13 protein-coding genes and 1 pseudogene are annotated in these 16,360 nt (G+C 74.4%); 4 read left to right on the top strand and 10 right to left on the bottom strand.

Going from position 1 to position 16,360, the window contains the following annotated elements; translation table 11 throughout:
* Window positions 1-583 precede the first annotated feature (583 nt).
* Window positions 584-1,558: a glycosyltransferase family 2 protein gene (locus tag ACI79Z_RS02305; protein ID WP_456901555.1), complete on the bottom strand. Its 975-nt coding sequence runs from the start codon at window positions 1,556-1,558 to the stop codon at window positions 584-586.
* A 289-nt stretch (window positions 1,559-1,847) separates the two neighbouring features.
* Here ACI79Z_RS02305 and ACI79Z_RS02300 point away from each other — a divergent pair, with 289 nt between their 5' ends.
* Window positions 1,848-2,960, top strand: a complete 1,113-nt coding sequence (locus tag ACI79Z_RS02300) for a glycosyltransferase (protein WP_456901554.1) — start codon at window positions 1,848-1,850, stop codon at window positions 2,958-2,960.
* Here ACI79Z_RS02300 and ACI79Z_RS02295 read toward each other — a convergent pair.
* Together ACI79Z_RS02295 and ACI79Z_RS02290 are read right to left on the bottom strand one after the other, a co-directional pair.
* Window positions 2,947-4,065: a glycosyltransferase family 4 protein gene (locus ACI79Z_RS02295; protein ID WP_456901553.1), complete on the bottom strand. Its 1,119-nt coding sequence runs from the start codon at window positions 4,063-4,065 to the stop codon at window positions 2,947-2,949. The two genes, ACI79Z_RS02300 and ACI79Z_RS02295, sit on opposite strands and share 14 nt — an antisense overlap.
* Window positions 4,066-4,247: 182 nt before the next feature.
* A complete protein-coding gene (locus ACI79Z_RS02290; protein WP_456901552.1) occupies window positions 4,248-4,886 on the bottom strand; it encodes a TVP38/TMEM64 family protein in 639 nt (212 codons plus the stop codon).
* A gap of 108 nt (window positions 4,887-4,994) precedes the next feature.
* Between ACI79Z_RS02290 and ACI79Z_RS02285 the strand changes: the two genes are divergently transcribed.
* Entirely contained in the window at window positions 4,995-6,194 is a 1,200-nt protein-coding gene (locus ACI79Z_RS02285) for a glycoside hydrolase family 3 N-terminal domain-containing protein (RefSeq protein ID WP_456901551.1), read from the top strand.
* A gap of 12 nt (window positions 6,195-6,206) precedes the next feature.
* Here the strand turns inward: ACI79Z_RS02285 and ACI79Z_RS02280 are convergent, their stop codons facing one another.
* Window positions 6,207-6,371 (bottom strand): hypothetical protein, encoded by a 165-nt coding sequence (locus tag ACI79Z_RS02280; RefSeq protein ID WP_456901550.1) that lies wholly within the window; start codon window positions 6,369-6,371, stop codon window positions 6,207-6,209.
* 166 nt (window positions 6,372-6,537) lie between these two features.
* On the opposite strand from ACI79Z_RS02280, the gene ACI79Z_RS02275 reads away from it, so the two are divergent.
* Together ACI79Z_RS02275 and ACI79Z_RS02270 are read left to right on the top strand one after the other, a co-directional pair.
* Window positions 6,538-8,664, top strand: a complete 2,127-nt coding sequence (locus ACI79Z_RS02275; protein ID WP_456901549.1) for a SpoIIE family protein phosphatase — start codon at window positions 6,538-6,540, stop codon at window positions 8,662-8,664.
* Window positions 8,665-8,687: 23 nt separating this feature from the next.
* Window positions 8,688-9,509: an SDR family oxidoreductase gene (locus tag ACI79Z_RS02270; protein WP_456901548.1), complete on the top strand. Its 822-nt coding sequence runs from the start codon at window positions 8,688-8,690 to the stop codon at window positions 9,507-9,509.
* 14 nt (window positions 9,510-9,523) lie between these two features.
* Here the strand turns inward: ACI79Z_RS02270 and nrfD are convergent, their stop codons facing one another.
* The 6 genes and pseudogenes from nrfD to ACI79Z_RS02240 all read right to left on the bottom strand — a co-directional run bounded on the left by nrfD (window position 9,524) and on the right by ACI79Z_RS02240 (window position 16,296).
* The gene (gene nrfD, locus ACI79Z_RS02265) at window positions 9,524-10,564 is read right to left on the bottom strand and encodes an NrfD/PsrC family molybdoenzyme membrane anchor subunit (RefSeq protein WP_456901547.1); all 1,041 of its coding nucleotides are present in this window, start codon (window positions 10,562-10,564) and stop codon (window positions 9,524-9,526) included.
* Window positions 10,561-11,628 (bottom strand): 4Fe-4S dicluster domain-containing protein, encoded by a 1,068-nt coding sequence (locus tag ACI79Z_RS02260; RefSeq protein ID WP_387988548.1) that lies wholly within the window; start codon window positions 11,626-11,628, stop codon window positions 10,561-10,563. Before ACI79Z_RS02260 ends, nrfD begins: the two co-directional genes overlap by 4 nt.
* A 10-nt stretch (window positions 11,629-11,638) precedes the next feature.
* Window positions 11,639-14,929 (bottom strand): annotated as a pseudogene (fdh, locus tag ACI79Z_RS02255) (formate dehydrogenase).
* 83 nt (window positions 14,930-15,012) lie between these two features.
* Window positions 15,013-15,513, bottom strand: coding sequence for a hypothetical protein (locus tag ACI79Z_RS02250; protein WP_387988549.1), 501 nt, complete (start codon window positions 15,511-15,513; stop codon window positions 15,013-15,015).
* Window positions 15,514-15,621: 108 nt separating this feature from the next.
* Window positions 15,622-16,008, bottom strand: a complete 387-nt coding sequence (locus tag ACI79Z_RS02245) for an MmcQ/YjbR family DNA-binding protein (RefSeq protein ID WP_387988550.1) — start codon at window positions 16,006-16,008, stop codon at window positions 15,622-15,624.
* A gap of 51 nt (window positions 16,009-16,059) precedes the next feature.
* On the bottom strand, window positions 16,060-16,296 hold the full coding sequence (locus ACI79Z_RS02240) for a hypothetical protein (RefSeq protein ID WP_387988551.1): 237 nt from the start codon (window positions 16,294-16,296) through the stop codon (window positions 16,060-16,062).
* Between the last annotated feature and the right edge of the window lie 64 nt (window positions 16,297-16,360).

The following is a 16,360-nucleotide window of genomic DNA, read 5'->3' as shown; positions in this document are numbered from 1 at the left end:
GGTGTCAACCGGTGGCCGAGGCTGTCGGTCCCGGGATCACCCAGGCGTCGACGGTCCGCGTCCGGTCACGGGACTCCGAAGGTGGTCTCACTGGAATTGCACCAGCCGCGCCGTTCATGAAGCGTCCCCCGCTCGCTGACTGCAAAGGTGAACTGCCGCGGGACACCGGCACCCCGAATTCGCAGACGGGGGCCTGGGCACCTGGCACCGCCGGACACGCAACACGTCCGAGGTCCGCACAAGGAACCAGAGTGCTTTGTGGAGCGCAAGGCCTTCACGAATGGGACCGCTCATCCACCAGTTGCAGACCACGAGCAGTCAGGAATGCATCACGCGACAGTGATTCCACGCCCGAGGCGCAACGTCCGAGACCTTGGACTCTGGCGCGCACGGACCGGTTCCGAGTCGAAGACCGTGAGTGCTCGTGCCGACAGCCGACGCCTCCTCGATCAGGACCGACCGTCCCTGGCGATCCGTCTCCACCTGTCTCCGGGGGCTGCGAGCCCCGGGACGGGCGACGAGGGCCTCGACCGATGCTCCTCACGCAGCAGGGGTGGCTCAGGTGAGCTGTCAGCGGGCCGCCTCAGGAGCCCGACCTCCCGTCACCCGCCTGATGCTCTGGGTCGAGATCCACGATGCGTTCGGGGGTGAACCGCCGACGGACGACGTCAGCCACGGCGAGGAGGTTGCCGCGTAGGCGTTCCCGCCGCCATTCTGCTTGAGGCCCTCGTGCCGAGAGCAGGACGTTCTTGACAAGACGTGGCAACGTCTCGTGCAGGGCCAGCCAGAGCGGGAAGCTGCCGACGTGGTGCAGATATGCGGGATTCATGACCTGCGAGTAGCCGAGCCGTTCGTGTGCGACCCGTCCGCCGGACTTCACGCCGCGGTGAACGATCACGCAGTCCTGCACCTTGGCGAGCGACCCGTGGCGCATCGCCCGTCGCGCGAAGTCGTGGTCCTCCAGCCACGAGTACAGGGGCAGCCGGGCATCGAACTGCTCCCCCTCGAGCGCCCCTGGGCGGAAGGCGAAGTTGCAGCCGTACAGCTCACGGCTCGAGGTCCAGTGCCCCGTGACGGGGTTACCGAGAGACTCCTCGAGAGCCCGGTCTGCCTCCGCTCGGGGGATCTCGGCCCCGGCGGCACCGTCGAGCAGGACGCGACCGGTCAGGGCGACGACCTCGGGATGGGCCTCGAAGAACCCCATCGCCCGTTCCAGGTAGTCCTCCCGGACGACGGCGTCGTCATCGAAGCAGAAGACGTGGGTGGCCTCTGGCACGGCCGAGAGGGCGGCGTTGCGCTGAGCGGTCAGGCCCCTGGCGTGCACGACCACGGTGCCGTCGGGGAGAGGCCGATCCGGGAGGCTACTGCGATCGGGCACCGAGACGACGAGTGTGAAGTCCTGCCGGGTCTGGCGCCCCAGGTCCGCTACCACAGCGCCGAGCAACCCCGGCCGGTTCGCGGACGCCAGGACGACGACGAGGCTCTCCCCTGACCCATCCCTCGGCACAGTGCCGTCACGGGCACCGACCTGGGGCACGCGGTTCGCGGAGACGGACACAGCAGTCCTCTGTCGTCGACGAGCGCTGGGCCGGGCGAGCGTAGCGGGAATCCGCACGGGTGAACCCTCCAAGAGCGCGCCTCGACGTGGAGTCGAGCAAGCGCGGCGGGTGAGAGGCGGGTGGGTCGGGCCGGAAGGCCGATCAGGACGACCGTCATCACTCCGCCCCTCTCCCCTGCGACGGGCATCATGACGGAATGCGAGTCAGTCGCGCGGGTTCCTCCTGGACGGCGCAGACGGTCGCGGGCGCCGGTGGGTCGCCCGACCGGCGCGGGGCCGGACGCCGGCCGTGAGCGACCGGCCCCGGGTGACGCTGGTCCACGAACGCTTCACCGAGTACGCCGGCTCGGAGATGGTGGTCGAGCAGCTGGCCCGCGAGTGGCCGGACGCCCCCGTCCTGGCGCCGATCGCCCGGCCGGGAGTCCTGCCCCCTGACATCGACCACCGGGTGCACAGCACGCGCCTGAGCCGGCTCGTCCGGGGGACCACGTACGCCCACCTCCTCCCGGCCCTCCCGGTCGCGATGAGCAGGTTGCGGGTGCCGCCGTCCGACGTCGTCATCGCCTCGCACCACGCCTTCGCCACGCAGGTCGTACGCGCGACCCCGGCGCCCGTGGTGGCCTACGTGCACAGTCCGGCCCGCTGGGTGTGGGACCCGGCGATGCGTGCCAACGAGGCCGGCGGCCGGCTCGGAGCAGCCGGGCTCGGCGCCTTCTCCGCTGCCTTCCGCCCGATGGACCGGAGTGCCGCGGCCCGGGTGCACACGATGATCGCGAACTCGCGGGCCGTGGCCGACCGGATCCGGTCCTGGTGGCACCGCGAGGCCACGGTCGTGCACCCCCCGGTCGACACGGAGTTCTACCGTCCCGACCCGGCGGTCCCGCGCGAGGACTTCTTCCTGGTCGCCGGCCGGCTGGTGCCCTACAAGCGGCCCGACCTCGCAGTACTGGCCGCCAGACGGGCGGACGTGCCCCTGGTCGTCGTCGGCGGCGGGCGGGCGCGCGCGGAGGTGGAGGAGTTGGCCGGGCCGAAGACCACGTTCCTCGGCCGGGTCGACGACGACTGTCTGCGGGACCTCTTCCGCCGGTGCCGGGCCCTGGTGATGCCCGGCGTCGAGGACTTCGGCATTGTCCCGGTCGAGGCCCAGGCCTGCGGCGCGCCGGTCCTCGCCGTCGACGCCGGCGGAGCGCGCGACTCGGTGCTGCCCGGCGTCACCGGTGAGCTGGTGCCGGTTGCGGGACCAGGGGAGGACGAGGTGGCGGTCTGGGCACGGGCCCTGACGTCGTTCGACGGCGCCGACTACGACCCTGCCGCGGTCCGGAGGCACGCCGAGTCGTTCTCCCGGCCGCGTTTCCGCCGCGCGATGGCCGCCGTCGTCGACGACGTGCTCAGCTCTCCCTGACCGGCCGCGCGCCGGGACGGCCGGTGACCGCCGCGACCGTCTCCGCGGCCACGTCGTCCCACGTCCTGCGCTGCCGCACACCGGTGGCGCGGGCCGGGGACTCCTGCAGGCGGCGCAGCGCCGCGTCGGCCCAGCCGGTCACGTCGTCGGCGGGCACGTGCGCAGCGGCATCCCCACTGACCTCCACCAGTGCCGGGTCCGTCGAGGTGACCAGCGGAGCTCCGAGGTCGAGCGCCTCCACCGCCGGCAGTCCGAAGCCCTCGGCCAGACTCGGTGTCAGCACGACCACGCAGTTCTCGTAGCACCAGCGCAGCGTGCCGTCGTCGACCCCGGTGAGCTGGACGACGTGCCCGGAGGCGATGAGAGCAGCGTGGTCGGGACCGTAGGACTCCGTCCCCCACGCCGGTGGTCCCACCAGCGCCAGCACCGCATCGGGACGCTGCCGGACGACCCGCGCCCACGCGGACACGACGACGGCCAGGTTCTTCCGCGGAGAGGGGTCGCCCACCACGAGCGCGAAGGACCGACCGACCAGCGACGGGACGGGCACCGGCTCGCTGTCCAGCAGTCGGGGGCTGGTGGTCAGCGGCGTCACCACCGCCCGGGGCGCCAGCCGCGGGTCCCAGCGCAGCAGTCTGGCCCGGGTGGCCGCGCTGACGCACACCAGGGTGTCCGCCTGCCGCAGGGACGCGGCGTAGTGCCTGCCCAGCAGCAGTCTCTTGGGCAGGGGGAAGTCCGCCGGGCGGTCGAAGAGGAGCAGGTCGTGCACGGTGAGCACCGCCCGCGCTCCCACGCCGCGGGGCAGCAGGTGCTTGGTGCCCTGCACCACGTCGAAACGGGAACCCAGACGCCGCCCGAGGAGGAACCGCTCGAACGCCGGGAGAGCGGGGTCCGGCACCGCCGGCACGGGCACCACCCGGTCGGGACCACCGGCGAGCTCGCTCAGCGGCCCGGCAGCGGCGGCGGAGGTCAGGAGGTGCAGTTCGACGTCGTCGCGCCGACCGAGTGCGCGCGCCAGCTCGACCGTGTAGCGGACGATGCCGCCGCCCCGGGCGTCGGGGGGGACGTGGCCGGCCATCACCAACCACCGGACGGGAGCGGTCACGACGGGCACGCTCCGCCCGGCTCAGCACCACCAGGGTTCCGCTGGCCCACGTGGCTCCGTCCGACGTTCCCGTGTCGAGGGCGTCGACGGCCCGGAGTCCGGCCGATCCGCGCCCTGCCCGGACGAGAGGGTACGTCGCCACCCGGGTGTGGCAGGTCGATCCGCGCGCCGAGGCCCACCGGTCAGCTCGGCGTCCGCGGGGCACGGCAGGAGCGGCGCCAGAGCAACAGGCCGATCGTCCCGGCGACGACGAGCAACCCGACCGCTGCCGTCATCGGCGACCCGGCCCGCGCCGCCCACGCCGACAGCCCCGGCACCGCGGCACCCACTCCCACCTGCAGCGCGGTGGTGGGCAGGAGGGCCAGCGCGCTGCCCGCCGCGTAGGCACGGAACCGCACGGCGGACAGCCCCGCCGCGTGGCTCACCACGGCGAACGGCGCCACCGGCAGCACCCGCGCGACGAGGACGGCGAGGAAGCCCCGGCCGGCCACCGCGCGGTCGACGGCGGCCACCCGCGGCCCGGCCAGTCGCACGGCGGTGTCCCGCCCGAGGGACCGGGACAGGGCGAACGCGGCCAGCGCGCCGAGCAGGCCACCGGCATAGGCCACGGCCGCGCCGGTCCGGAACCCGAGGACGACGCCGAGCAGCACGCACAGCGCCGACCGGGGCACCGGGCCGACCAGCAGGGCCCCCTTCGCGACAGCCAGCAGGACGAGCCCCGCCACGCCGGCGCCCCCGACCCAGCGGCGCACCGCACCGACCTCGGGCAGTTCGACGGTCAGCGCCACGACGGTGCCGGCGACGAGCACGGCGAGCAACACGCCTGCCCGCACCCACGCCGTCCGCACCCGCCCATGGTGCCGCGCGGGGCCGCCGTCCCGGGTCGGCACACTGGGGAGGTCGCCCGCCGTCCCCGTCCGAGGAGCCCGATGCGCCCGCCCGTCCGGACCCGCCCGGCCGTCCTGCTCGCGCTCCTCTGCCTGGTCCTCGCCGCCTGCTCGGGCTCCCCGGAGACCACGGCGGAGTCGAGCAGCCCGTCCGGCAGCAGCACCGCGCCGACGGGGACGACCGACCCGACGACGCCGCCGGCCGACCCGGTCACACAGCAGGTGGACACGGCGCTGGCCGGCATGGACCGCCGGGCGCAGGTGGCGCAGCTGTTCGTCGTCGGCGTGCGGCTGGAGGACCTCTCCCCCGGCGACGCCCTGGTCGCCGGCGGCGTGGGCGGCGTCTTCCTCGCCGGCCGCTCGCAGGCCGCGGCGACCGACATCGCCGCCGTCACCGGGCGCTGGACGGACTCCGCGCCCGGGCCACGGCCCTGGGTCGCCGTCGACCAGGAGGGCGGGCAGGTGCAGTCGCTCCAGGGCCCCGGCTTCGACCGGCTGCCGCCCGCGGCCGAGCAGGGGCAGCTCCCGCCCGAGCAGCTCGCCGCCCTCGCCGGCACCCTCGGCGCCCAACTGGCGGCGGCCGGGATCAACCTCGACCTCGCGCCGGTGGCCGACGTCGTCCCGGCCGGCACCGAGGCCGCGAACGACCCGATCGGCGCCTTCGGCCGCCAGTACGGCAACACCGCGGCCGACGTCGTCCCCGACGTGCGCGCCGTCGTCGACGGGCTGGCCGCCCACGGCGTCACCGCCACGCTCAAGCACTTCCCCGGCCTCGGGCTGGTGGACGCCAACACCGACGAGGCCGCCGGCGTCACCGACGACGTGACCACCGCGAACAGCGAGCAGGTGGCCGCGTTCGGCGAGCTCGCCCGCTCCGACGCCGACCCGTTCGTGATGCTCTCCTCGGCCACCTACCCCCGGCTGGACCCCGGCGCGCCGGCCACCTTCTCGCGGCAGGTGGTCACGACGCTGCTGCGCGGGTTCCTCGGCTTCGACGGCGTGGTGATCACCGACGACGTCGGCGCGGCGGCGGCGTTCGAGGACGTGCCGCCCGGCGACCGCGCCGTCCGCTTCCTCGAGGCCGGCGGCACGCTCGTGCTCACCGTGACCGAGGACGTCTACCCGGAGATGCTCGACGCCGTCCTCGCCCGCGCCGAGGCCGACCCGGAGTTCTCGGCCACCGTCGACGCCGCCGTCCGCACCGCACTGACCGCGAAGGCCGAGGCCGGCCTGCTGGCATGACCGGACAGGCGCTCACGAGGCCCGGTGTCCCCCGGGCGGGACCTCCTCGTCGTCGCGGACCGACCCTTCGTCCTTCGACTCGCGCCGGTCAGCCGCCCGGATCACCTTGCCCAGGATGACCGCCAGAGCGGCCGCGAGGACGACCCACACCACCAGCGCCCACACCCACCACGGCACGTCTCCCCCAGCCGACGGACGACCCCCGTGGCTATGCGGAACGCGCTTCCCGTGATCTCCACCGGACGCGTTGCTCACAACAGGATAGGCCGGGTACACATGGTGCGGACCGCGTCTCCAACCACCGGGACGGGATCGCCCGTGCAGCGGGTACACGACCGGGAAGGTGGCAGTGGGGGACCGAGGCAGGACCGGGCGGCTCAGCAGCGCCCCGGAGCAGCGGCACATCGACGAGATCGCCTCGGCCCTGCGTGGTGAACTGGCGATGCAGGCCGCCGGCATCGGCACCTTCGACTGGGACCTCCGCACCGGCGTCCTCGACTGGGACGAGCGCCTGGTGGCGCTGTTCGGGTACGACGGCGCGGGCTTCGACCGCAGCATCGAGGGCTTCACCGCCCGCCTGCACCCGGACGACCGCGACGAGGTCGTGGCCGCGCTGCAGGCCGCCGTCGACGAGTGCGGCGACTTCAGCGCGCTGTACCGCATCACCCTGCCCGGCGGCGTCACCCGCTGGATCTCCGCCCAGGGCCGCGCCCTGAGCGGCGTCGACGGGGGAGCCACCCGGCTGCTCGGTGCTGCCTACGACGTCACCGACCAGCGCGGCGAGTCCCTCGGCGTCGCCCAGGTCCTCGAGGCCATGCCGGCCGGCTTCTACTCGCTCGACCCCGACTGGCGCTTCACCCACGTCAACGCCGAGGCCGAGCGGCTGCTGGGCCGCCGTCGCGAGGACCTGCTCGGTGAGGACATCTGGGCGGCCTTCCCCGCCGCCGTGAGCTCGGTGTTCGAGGAGAGCTACCGGCGCGCGGTGGAGACCCGTCAGCCGGTGTCCTTCGACGCCTACTACCCCGCCCCGCTCGACGGCTGGTACGAGCTGCGCGCCTGGCCGACCGCGGAGGGCCTGTCGGTCTACTTCATCGAGGTCACCGACCGGGTCCGCGCCCAGGAGGAGCTCCGCCGCGCCGCGGAGCGGACGCTCACCGTGGCGCGCATCAGCACCGAGCTCGCCGGGTCGATGGACGCCGAGGTCGCCACCGGCCAGGTGCCCCGCATGGTCGTCCCCGCGCTCGCCGACGCGTGCATCGTCAGCGTCCTCGACGAGCACGGCCACACCCGGGGCGTCAGCTCCTGGCACGCCGACGAGGCGTCGCGGGAGCTGCTGCAGGACTACGCCCGGTCCCGCGCGGCCGCGCTGCCCGGCATCCCCGCGGTGAGCCGGACGCTCAGCAGCGGCGAGCCACTCCTGCTGTCCGGCGAGGAGGCCCTCGCCACCACTCTGGAAGGCGAGCCGCGCAGGCTGCTGTCCCGGCTGGCGCCCAGCGCGGCGGTGGCCCTGCCCCTGCGGGGCCGCGGCCACACCCTGGGCCTGCTCTCGCTGCTCTACACCGACGGCCGCGTCCCGACCGCGGACGAGGTCGCCACCCTCCGCGACGTCGCCGAGCGTCTCGGGATGGCCCTCGACAACGCCCGCCTCTACGGCGCCCAGCGGCACCTGGCCCTGCAGCTGCAGCGCTCGATGCTCACCGCGCCGCCCGAGCCGGACCACGCCGAGATCGTCGTCCGGTACTTCCCCGCCGCCGAGGCGGCCGCCGTCGGCGGCGACTGGTACGACGCGTTCCTGCAGGCCGACGGCGCCACCACGCTGGTCATCGGCGACGTCGCCGGCCACGACGCCGCCGCGGCCGCGACGATGGGCCAGCTGCGCAGCCTGGTCCGCGGCATCGCCGTCGCCACCGGCGCCGGGCCGGCCGCGGTGCTGCGCGACCTGGACCGCGCCATGGAGCTGCTGCGGTTCGGCACCCTCGCCACCGCCGCCGTCGCCCGCCTCGAGCAGACGCCCGGGGAGGTCGGACGCGGCACCACCCGGATGCGCTGGTCCAACGCCGGGCACACCCCGCCCATCGTGCTCACGGCCGACGGCGAGGTGCGCGTGCTGGCGCCCGAGCGGGCCGACGTGCTGCTCGGCGTGGACCCGGAGCGGCCGCGCAACGAGTCCGTCGTCGAGCTCGACCGCGGCACGACCGTGCTGCTCTACACCGACGGCCTGGTCGAGCGGCGCGACGCCGACCTCGACGCCGGCACCGCCCGGCTCACCGCCGCGCTGGCAGAGCTCGGCGACCGGCCGCTGCAGGAGCTGTGCGACCTGCTGGTCGAGCACATGGTCGACGGCCACCCGGACGACGACGTCGCGCTGGTCGCCGTCCGCCTCCACCCGCAGGACCGGCCCCGGCCCGCCGTCGCCGGACCCAACGACGTGCCCGGTGCCGTCCCCCCGGACCCGGCCACGCCCGCCTGACCTGCCGCTCTAGTGTCGGCCCGGTGATCGTCGTGACCGCCGCGGGCGGACCCACCGGCACCGCGGTCGTCCGGGCGCTGCGGGCGCGCGGCGAGCGGGTGCGCGCCGTCGTCGCCACCCCGCGGCCGCGGCCGGAGCTCGAGGCGCTGGGCGCGGAGGTCGTCGCCGCCGACCTCGCCGGGGACCCGGCACCGGCACTGGCCGGCGCCGACGCCCTGTACCTGGTCTGGCCCAACTTCGACCCGCGTGAGGCCGACGGCGCGCCCGCCGTGCTGCGCGCCGCCGCGCGGGCCGGGGCGGCGCGGCTGGTCTACCACTCGGTGCTCCGGCCGCAGGTCCGGTCGATGCCGCACCACGCCGCCAAGGACCGCGTCGAGGAGGCGCTCGACGGCGCCGTCGCCGGGACCGGTGCCCGCTGGCGGGTGCTGCAGCCGTGCGCCTACGCCGACAACCTCGACGCGCAGGTGGCCGCCGCGGCGGGGACCGGCGAGCTGCGCAGCCCGTGGGGCCTGGAGCGGGCGCAGTCCTTCGTCGACCTGCGCGACGTCGCCGAGGCCGCCGCCGTGCTGCTCACCGGGGACGGTCTGGACAGCGGCACCTTCGAGGCGGCCGGCCCCGAGGAGCTCACCGCGCCCGACGTCGCCCGGCTGGTGGGCGAGCACCTCGGCCGGGAGGTCACCGCCGTCGACGCCGCCCCGCCCGAGGACGACGGCTCCTACGCCCGCCGCTGCCTGACGACGATGTTCGCCGAGTACCGCGCGCACGGGTTCACCGGCAGCCCGCGGGTGCTCACCGCGCTGCTCGGCCGCCCGCCGCGCACGTTCGCCGAGCACCTCCGCGGGTAGCCCCGCGGCGGCGGTCAGCGGGTGACCGTCGGCGCGTGGCCGTTCTGCCGGGCGGCCAGCCGCTCGCGCTGCGGGACGACGGTGTACTTGGGGTCCCGCGCGCTGGCCATCCCCGCCTCGAAGACGCCGAAGCGGGTGAGCAGCGAGCCGGCCGCCAGCAGCAGCCCGGACACCACCGCACCGGCCCGACGGCGCCCGGCGACGACGGTCAGCGCCGCGCCCGCCGCCGTGCACGCCCTCGCCGCGCGCAGCAGCGTCCCGGGCCGGCCCTCGTGGTACGGCTCGCTGACGATCCCGTGGTCGGTCTCCACCCGGTGCATCACGGCCAGCTCGATCGCCGCGCCGGCCACCGCGGTCCGCCGCGACGGACCGGCCTCGGCCACCGGCGTGAACACCATGGTCATCCCGCCGCCGGCCGCCATCGCCGAGCCGCCGAAGACGAACGGCAGCTGCCGGTGCGCCGCGTGCCAGGACGGCACCGCGCTGTTGGCCAGCAGCACCCCGGTGTAGGTGGCCAGCGGCCCGCCGAACAGCGCCGACACCACGCCACCGAAGCGCTTGAGCCGCGGGAACCAGCCCAGCAGCTCGACCGCCGCCGTCGCCCCGGCCGCCGCGCCGAACGGCGCGAGGATGTAGGAGCCGACCGACAGCGGCGAGGTCGGCTTGAACACCCGCAGCATGTGCAGGAACCGCTCGGGCCGGCCCAGGTCGTGGATGAGGAAGACCACCGACGCGATCGCACCGCCGCCGGCGGTGTACCGGCCGACCCGGGTCAGCACCGGCCGGCCGGTGACGTCGGCGACCGCCGCCAGGATCGACGACGACCCCGCCATGCCGCCGAGGAACAGGTACAGCGGCACGTCCGGCGACTTCCACACCGGCGGCTTGATGATCGGGCGGCCGTAGTACGAGGTGAACGTGGCGTCGTCCACCATGGCGACCTCGCCACCACCGCCGCGCCGCCCGCCTCTGCGCCGCCGCTTGCCCCGGGCCTCCGCCGCCGGGCCGTCGGCCCGCCGCCAGCCCGCACCCGGTGTCGTGAGCCCCTCCGTCACCGGGGCCTCCGCCCGACGAACGACGAGATGACGACGCCGGCGATCATCGCCGCGCCGGCCGCCGCCGCGCGCCACATCGCCGGCAGGTCACGGGTGGTGACCACCGGGTCCGGCGGCAGGCCGTAGACCTCCGGCTCGTCGAGCAGCAGGAAGAACGCGCCCGCGCCGCCGACGCCGTCGTCCTCGTCCCGGCCGTAGAGCCGCGCGGTCTCCACGCCCTGCGCCTTCAGCGTGGCGAGGCGGGCGTCGGCGCGGGCCTGCAGCTCGTCGAGGTTGCCGAACTGGATCGACTGGGTCGGGCACGCGGTGGCGCACGCCGGCTGCAGCCCGTCGGTGAGCCGGTCGTAGCACATCGTGCACTTGAAGGCCCGGCCGTCGCCCTTGCGGGTCTGGATGACGCCGTACGGGCAGCCGATGACGCAGTAGCCGCAGCCGTTGCAGATGTCGCCCTGGACGACGACGGTGCCGAACTCGGTGCGGAACAGCGCCCCGGTCGGGCAGACGTCCAGGCAGCCGGCGTGCGTGCAGTGCTTGCAGACGTCGGAGCTCATCAGCCACCGGATCTGCTTGTCGGTGCCGCTCTGCCCGGTCTGCGGGTCGAACTCGCTCAGCGCCTCGGCGTTGAGCACGCTCGACTGCTGGACGTGCGCCAGGCTCTCGTCCGGGCGCCCCGCCACCGGCGAGGGCCCGGAGTCCCGCCGGTCGTCCCCCGGGCGGCCGAAGGTCGGCATCGGGAGGTCGACGGTGCGGGACTGCTCGATGAACGCCACGTGCCGCCAGGAGTTGGCGCCCAGCTGACCGGTGTTGTCGTAGGACATCCCGGACAGCCCGATGACGTCGCGCACGCCGTGCGAGTCGTCCATCGGCAGCGTGTTCCACTCCTTGCACGCCACCTCGCACGCCTTGCAGCCGATGCACACCGAGGTGTCGGTGAAGAAGCCCACCCGCGCCGGGTGGTCCGGGTCGTAGCCGGCCTGCCCGGTGACGTCCGGCACCGGCCCGTAGAGCCGGTTCTCCGGGTCGTGCCCGGTGAACGCCGCGCTCGCCGAGCTGATCGGGGTCATGCCGGCCTCCTCACTGCTGGGATCCCTCGCCGGCCTCGGCGGCGACCGGGTCACGGCCGTTGAGCCCGACCCGCCCGGACGCCACGCCCGCGCGCCGCCGGTAGCCCTCCACGAACTCGATCAGCTCGGGACCGCGCGGGCGCCGTCCCGGGACGATGTCGGCGGTGCTGACCTTGTCCTCCTGGATGTGCGTGTTCGGGTCGAGCACGATGCCGAGCAGGTCGTTGGCCGAGTCGCCGGTGGAGATGCCGCTGTAGGACCAGTGGTAGGGCATCCCGATCTGGTGCACGACCTGGCCGTTGCGCAGCCGGATCGGCCGCATCCGCTCGGTGACCAGCACCTTCGCCTCGATCGCCGTCCGCGTGCTGACCAGCGTGGCGTACTCGCCGTTGACCAGCCCGCGCAGCGCGGCGAGCTCGGGGCTGACCTCGACGAAGAACTCCGGCTGGAGCTCGGACAGGTAGGGCAGCGTCCGGCTCATCCCGCCGGCCGTGTGGTGCTCGGTGAGCCGGTAGGTGGTCACCTGGAACGGGAAGACCGGGCTCAGCGGCGGGTTCTCCCGGTTCCACGGGCCCTCGATGCGCTCGATCGTCGGGTTCGCCTGCTGCTTGTAGAAGGCGTTCTCGACGACGGACTCCGCCGGCTCGTAGTGCGTCGGCAGCGGCCCGTCGACGACGCCCGCGGGCGCGTACAGCCAGGCCTTCCCGTCCCCCTGCATGATGAACGGGTCGGCGCCGCCGATCGCGTCCTGCGCCCGGGCCCCCTCCGGGGGCACGTAGTCCGGCCGCTTGGTCGCCTCGAAGTCCGGGTTGTCGGCGCCGGTCCAGCGGCCGGCCTCCTCGTCCCACCAGACGAACTTCTTGCGCTCGCTCCACGGCCTGCCGTCGGGGTCGGCCGAGGCGCGGTTGTAGAGGATGCGCCGGTTGTACGGCCACGCCCAGCCCCACTCGGAGGCGACCGGGCCCTGCTCGCGGCCGGGCCTGCGGCGGGCGGACTGGTTGACCTCGTCGGCGTAGACGCCGGAGTAGATCCAGCAGCCGCACGACGTCGACCCGTCGTCCTGGAGCTCCATGTACCCGGAGACGGCGCGCCCGTCGGGCCCGACGCCGTTGATCTCCCGCAGCACGTCCTCGGCGCTGGGCTCCTGGTCGGGACCGTGCGTCGGGTAGTCCCAGGTGAGGTCCAGCAGCGGCCGGTCGCGCGGGTCGGTGGACCCGGCGAGCCGCTCGCGCAGGATGCGGCCGAGGTGGAAGTAGAACCACAGGTCGCTCTTCGCGTCGCCCGGCGGGTCGACGGCCTTGTGCCGCCACTGCAGCAGCCGCTGGGTCTGGGTGAAGGTCCCCTCCTTCTCCGCGTGCGACGCCGCCGGCATGAAGAAGACCTCGGTGGCGATCGTCTCCGGGGCGAGCTCGCCGGTCTCGATCTCCGGCGACTCCTTCCAGAACGTCGCCGACTCGATCATCTGCAGGTCGCGGACGACCAGCCAGTCCAGGTTGGCCAGCCCGAACCGGTTCATCCGGCCGTTGGGGTGGCCGACCGTGGGGTTCTCGCCGACCAGGAAGTAGCCGGAGATCTTCCCCTCGATCATGTCCTTGATCTGGCGGTAGGAGCTGTGGTCGCCGTCGATCAGCGGCATGTAGCCGAAGGCGAAGTCGTTCTCCGGCGTCGCGGCGTCGCCCCACCAGGCCTTGAGCAGGTTGACCATGTAGGTCCGCTTGTTGCCCCAGAAGCCGGCCTTGCCGGCGGCGTCGGCGCAGTACTCGTCGAGGGACTGGTGCTGCATCGCGTGCGGCATCGGCAGGTAACCGGGCAGCAGGTTGTACAGCGTCGGGACGTCGGTCGAGCCCTGGATGCTGGCGTGCCCGCGCAGCGCCAGGATGCCGCCGCCGGGACGGCCGATGTTGCCCAGCAGCGTCTGCAGGATCGAGCAGGTGCGGATGTACTGCGCGCCGACGCTGTGCTGCGTCCAGCCCACCGAGTACACCCACGCCGTCGTCCGGTCCCGCCCGCTGTTCTCGGTCACCCAGCGGGCGACCTGCAGGAACACCTCCGGCTCGATGCCGCAGACCTCGGCCACCATCTCCGGGGTGTAGCGGGCGAAGTGCCGCTTCAGGACCTGGAAGACCGTCCGCGGGTGCTGCAGCGTCTCGTCCCGCCTCGGCTTCGCCGCGATCGGCGGGCCACCGCTGCCGGCCGCCTGCGCCTTGTCGGTCTTCCTCACCTGGGGGTGGTCCTCGAGCTCGTCCTGCGCGGCGGCCCCGGCCGGGTCGTCGGAGCCCGAGTGCGGCGGCTCCTCCGGCTCGTACTGCCAGCTGGACTCGTCGTAGGTGTTGTTCTCCGGGTCGAAACCGGAGAACAGGCCGCCGAGGTCCTCGGCGTCGACGAAGTCCTCGCTCACCAGTGCCGCGGCGTTGGTGTAGGCGACCACGTACTCCTTGAAGTACAGGTCGTTCTCGAGGACGAAGTTGATCAGCCCGCCGAGGAACGCGATGTCCGTGCCGATGCGCAGCGGCACGTGCAGGTCGGCGATCGCGCTGGTCCGGGTGAACCGCGGGTCGACGTGGACGACCTTCGCGCCGCGCGCCTTGGCCTCGCTCACCCACTGGAAACCCACCGGGTGGCACTCGGCCATGTTCGAACCCTCGATGACGATGCAGTCGGAGTTCGCGAGGTCTTCCTGGGAGTTCGTGGCACCGCCACGACCGAACGAGGCACCCAGACCGGGCACCGTGGCGGAGTGCTATATGCGCGCCTGGTTCTCGATCTGTATGGCGCCCAGGGCGCTGTACAGCTTCTTCATGAGGTAGTTCTCCTCGTTGTCGAGGGTCGCCCCTCCGAGGCTCGCCAACCCCATGGTGCGGTTCACGCGCTTGCCGTGGTTCTCGTCCTGCCAGCCCTTGCGCCGGGCCTCGAGGACGCGGTCGGCGATCATGTGCATCGCCGTGTCGAGGTCGAGGTCCTCCCACTCCGTCCCGTACGGCCGGCGGTACTTGACCGTCGTCACGCGGGTCGGGCTGGTGACCAGCGACTTGCTGGCGCTGCCCTTGGGGCAGAGCCGGCCGCGGCTGATCGGCGAGTCCGGGTCGCCCTCGATCTGGACGATCTGCTCGTCCTTCACGAAGATCCGCTGCCCGCAGCCCACGGCGCAGTACGGGCAGACGCTCTGGACGACGCGGTCGGCGGTGGCCGTGCGGCTCACCACGCCCTCCGTCGCCTTGCTCCGCGCGGCCCTGCCGCGTCCGAGCGGATCGGGGCCGGTCAGCTGCCGGAACACCGGCCAGGCGTCGAGCCAGGTCTTCACGCTGTGGACTCTGCCACTCCCGGCGCGATCCGGCGCGTGGAACGCCGCGGTACCGGTCGTGCCGGTACCGCGGCGTCCGGGAGTCAGCGCACGTGCACGAACTCGCTGTGGCTGAGCAGCAGCCCCTCGGGGCCCGGGGCGTCCGGGTCGGTCAGGCAGAACTGCACGTAGGCCTCGCCCCGCGCCAGCGGGCCGAGACCGGCACGCACCCCGCCGTCCCACGCCGGCTCGGTCTGGTCGACCTCGAAGGTGCCGACGCGGCTCCTGCCGTCGCAGGTGAAGGCGTTGCGGTGGCTGTCGCTCCACGCCGCGGAGACGCCGCTGCTGCCCTCCTGCTCCAGGCGCGGGTCGGCCGTGCGGTCGGCGGTCTGCTTGACCGACACCCACAGGCCGAGGTCCTCGCCGGCGGCGCACCGGTAGCGGACCTGGACCTGCGCCACGGTGCGGTCGCCGCGGTCGACCTGGACGACGCCGACGACGTCGGCCTCGTGGGCGGGCCTCGGCGCCGCGGCGGCGGGGGCGGCGAGGGCGAGGACGGACGTCGCGGCGAGGGCGGTGCCGGCGACGAGGGGGCGCAGACGCACGGGATCTCCAGTGGTCTCGGGAGCGGGACGGCGGCGCAAGATGCCAGACCCCGCGGCACGCGGCCAGGGGTTCGTGCGTGGCGCCGTACCGCCCGGTACCGGGAGGGACTACCGCCCGGCCAGGTACTCGCGCGCCAGCCGGGCCGGCGCCCTGGCCAGCCAGGCCTCGGTGACCAGCTCCCCGAGCTCGGCGACGTCGATCGCGTCCAGCCGCACCAGCACGGCGGCGTACCCGTCGAAGTGCGGCGTCGTCAGGTAGACGGCGGGGTCGTCGGCGACCAGCGCCTGCTTGACGCCCTCGTCGGCGACGGCGGCGCCGAGGACCGGGCCCTCCGGCGCGGCGTCCCCCAGCTGCTCGACGTCGGCGCGGCGCAGCGGGCGCTCCCAGACGAAGGCGCGGTCGCGGACCTTCCACGCCGGCCGGCCGTAGGAGGTGCCCTCCGTGGTCCCGGGCAGCGCGAGGGCCAGGCGCCGCACGTCCGCCCAGGTGGCCACGGACGCGACGCTAGCGCTCCCGGGTCAGCCCGGGGCCGCGCCCGGCGCCCGCTACCCGCGCGGCAGGGCCACGCCGCGGGCGGCCAGCCGCTCCCGCAGGCGGTCCGCCTCCCGTCGTCGGTGCTCGGCGCGCCGGCGCAGCACCGCCACCTGCACGGCGTCGGTGGTGCGCTGCGCCCGCAGCTCGAGCACCGCCGCCGTCTCCAGGTGCAGCGCCATGCGCCGCAGCTCGCCGGACAGCTCCGCCGCCGGCCGTGGCAACCCCGGGTCGGTCCCCGCTGAGGTCATGGGAGGCATGGTGGAACGCATCCGTCCCCGCCGCACCCGGAGCGGCACGCCGGGCCGGCCGCCC

Source organism: Geodermatophilus sp. SYSU D00663 (assembly GCF_054050655.1).
This window is presented reverse-complemented; position numbering and strand designations above follow the sequence as displayed.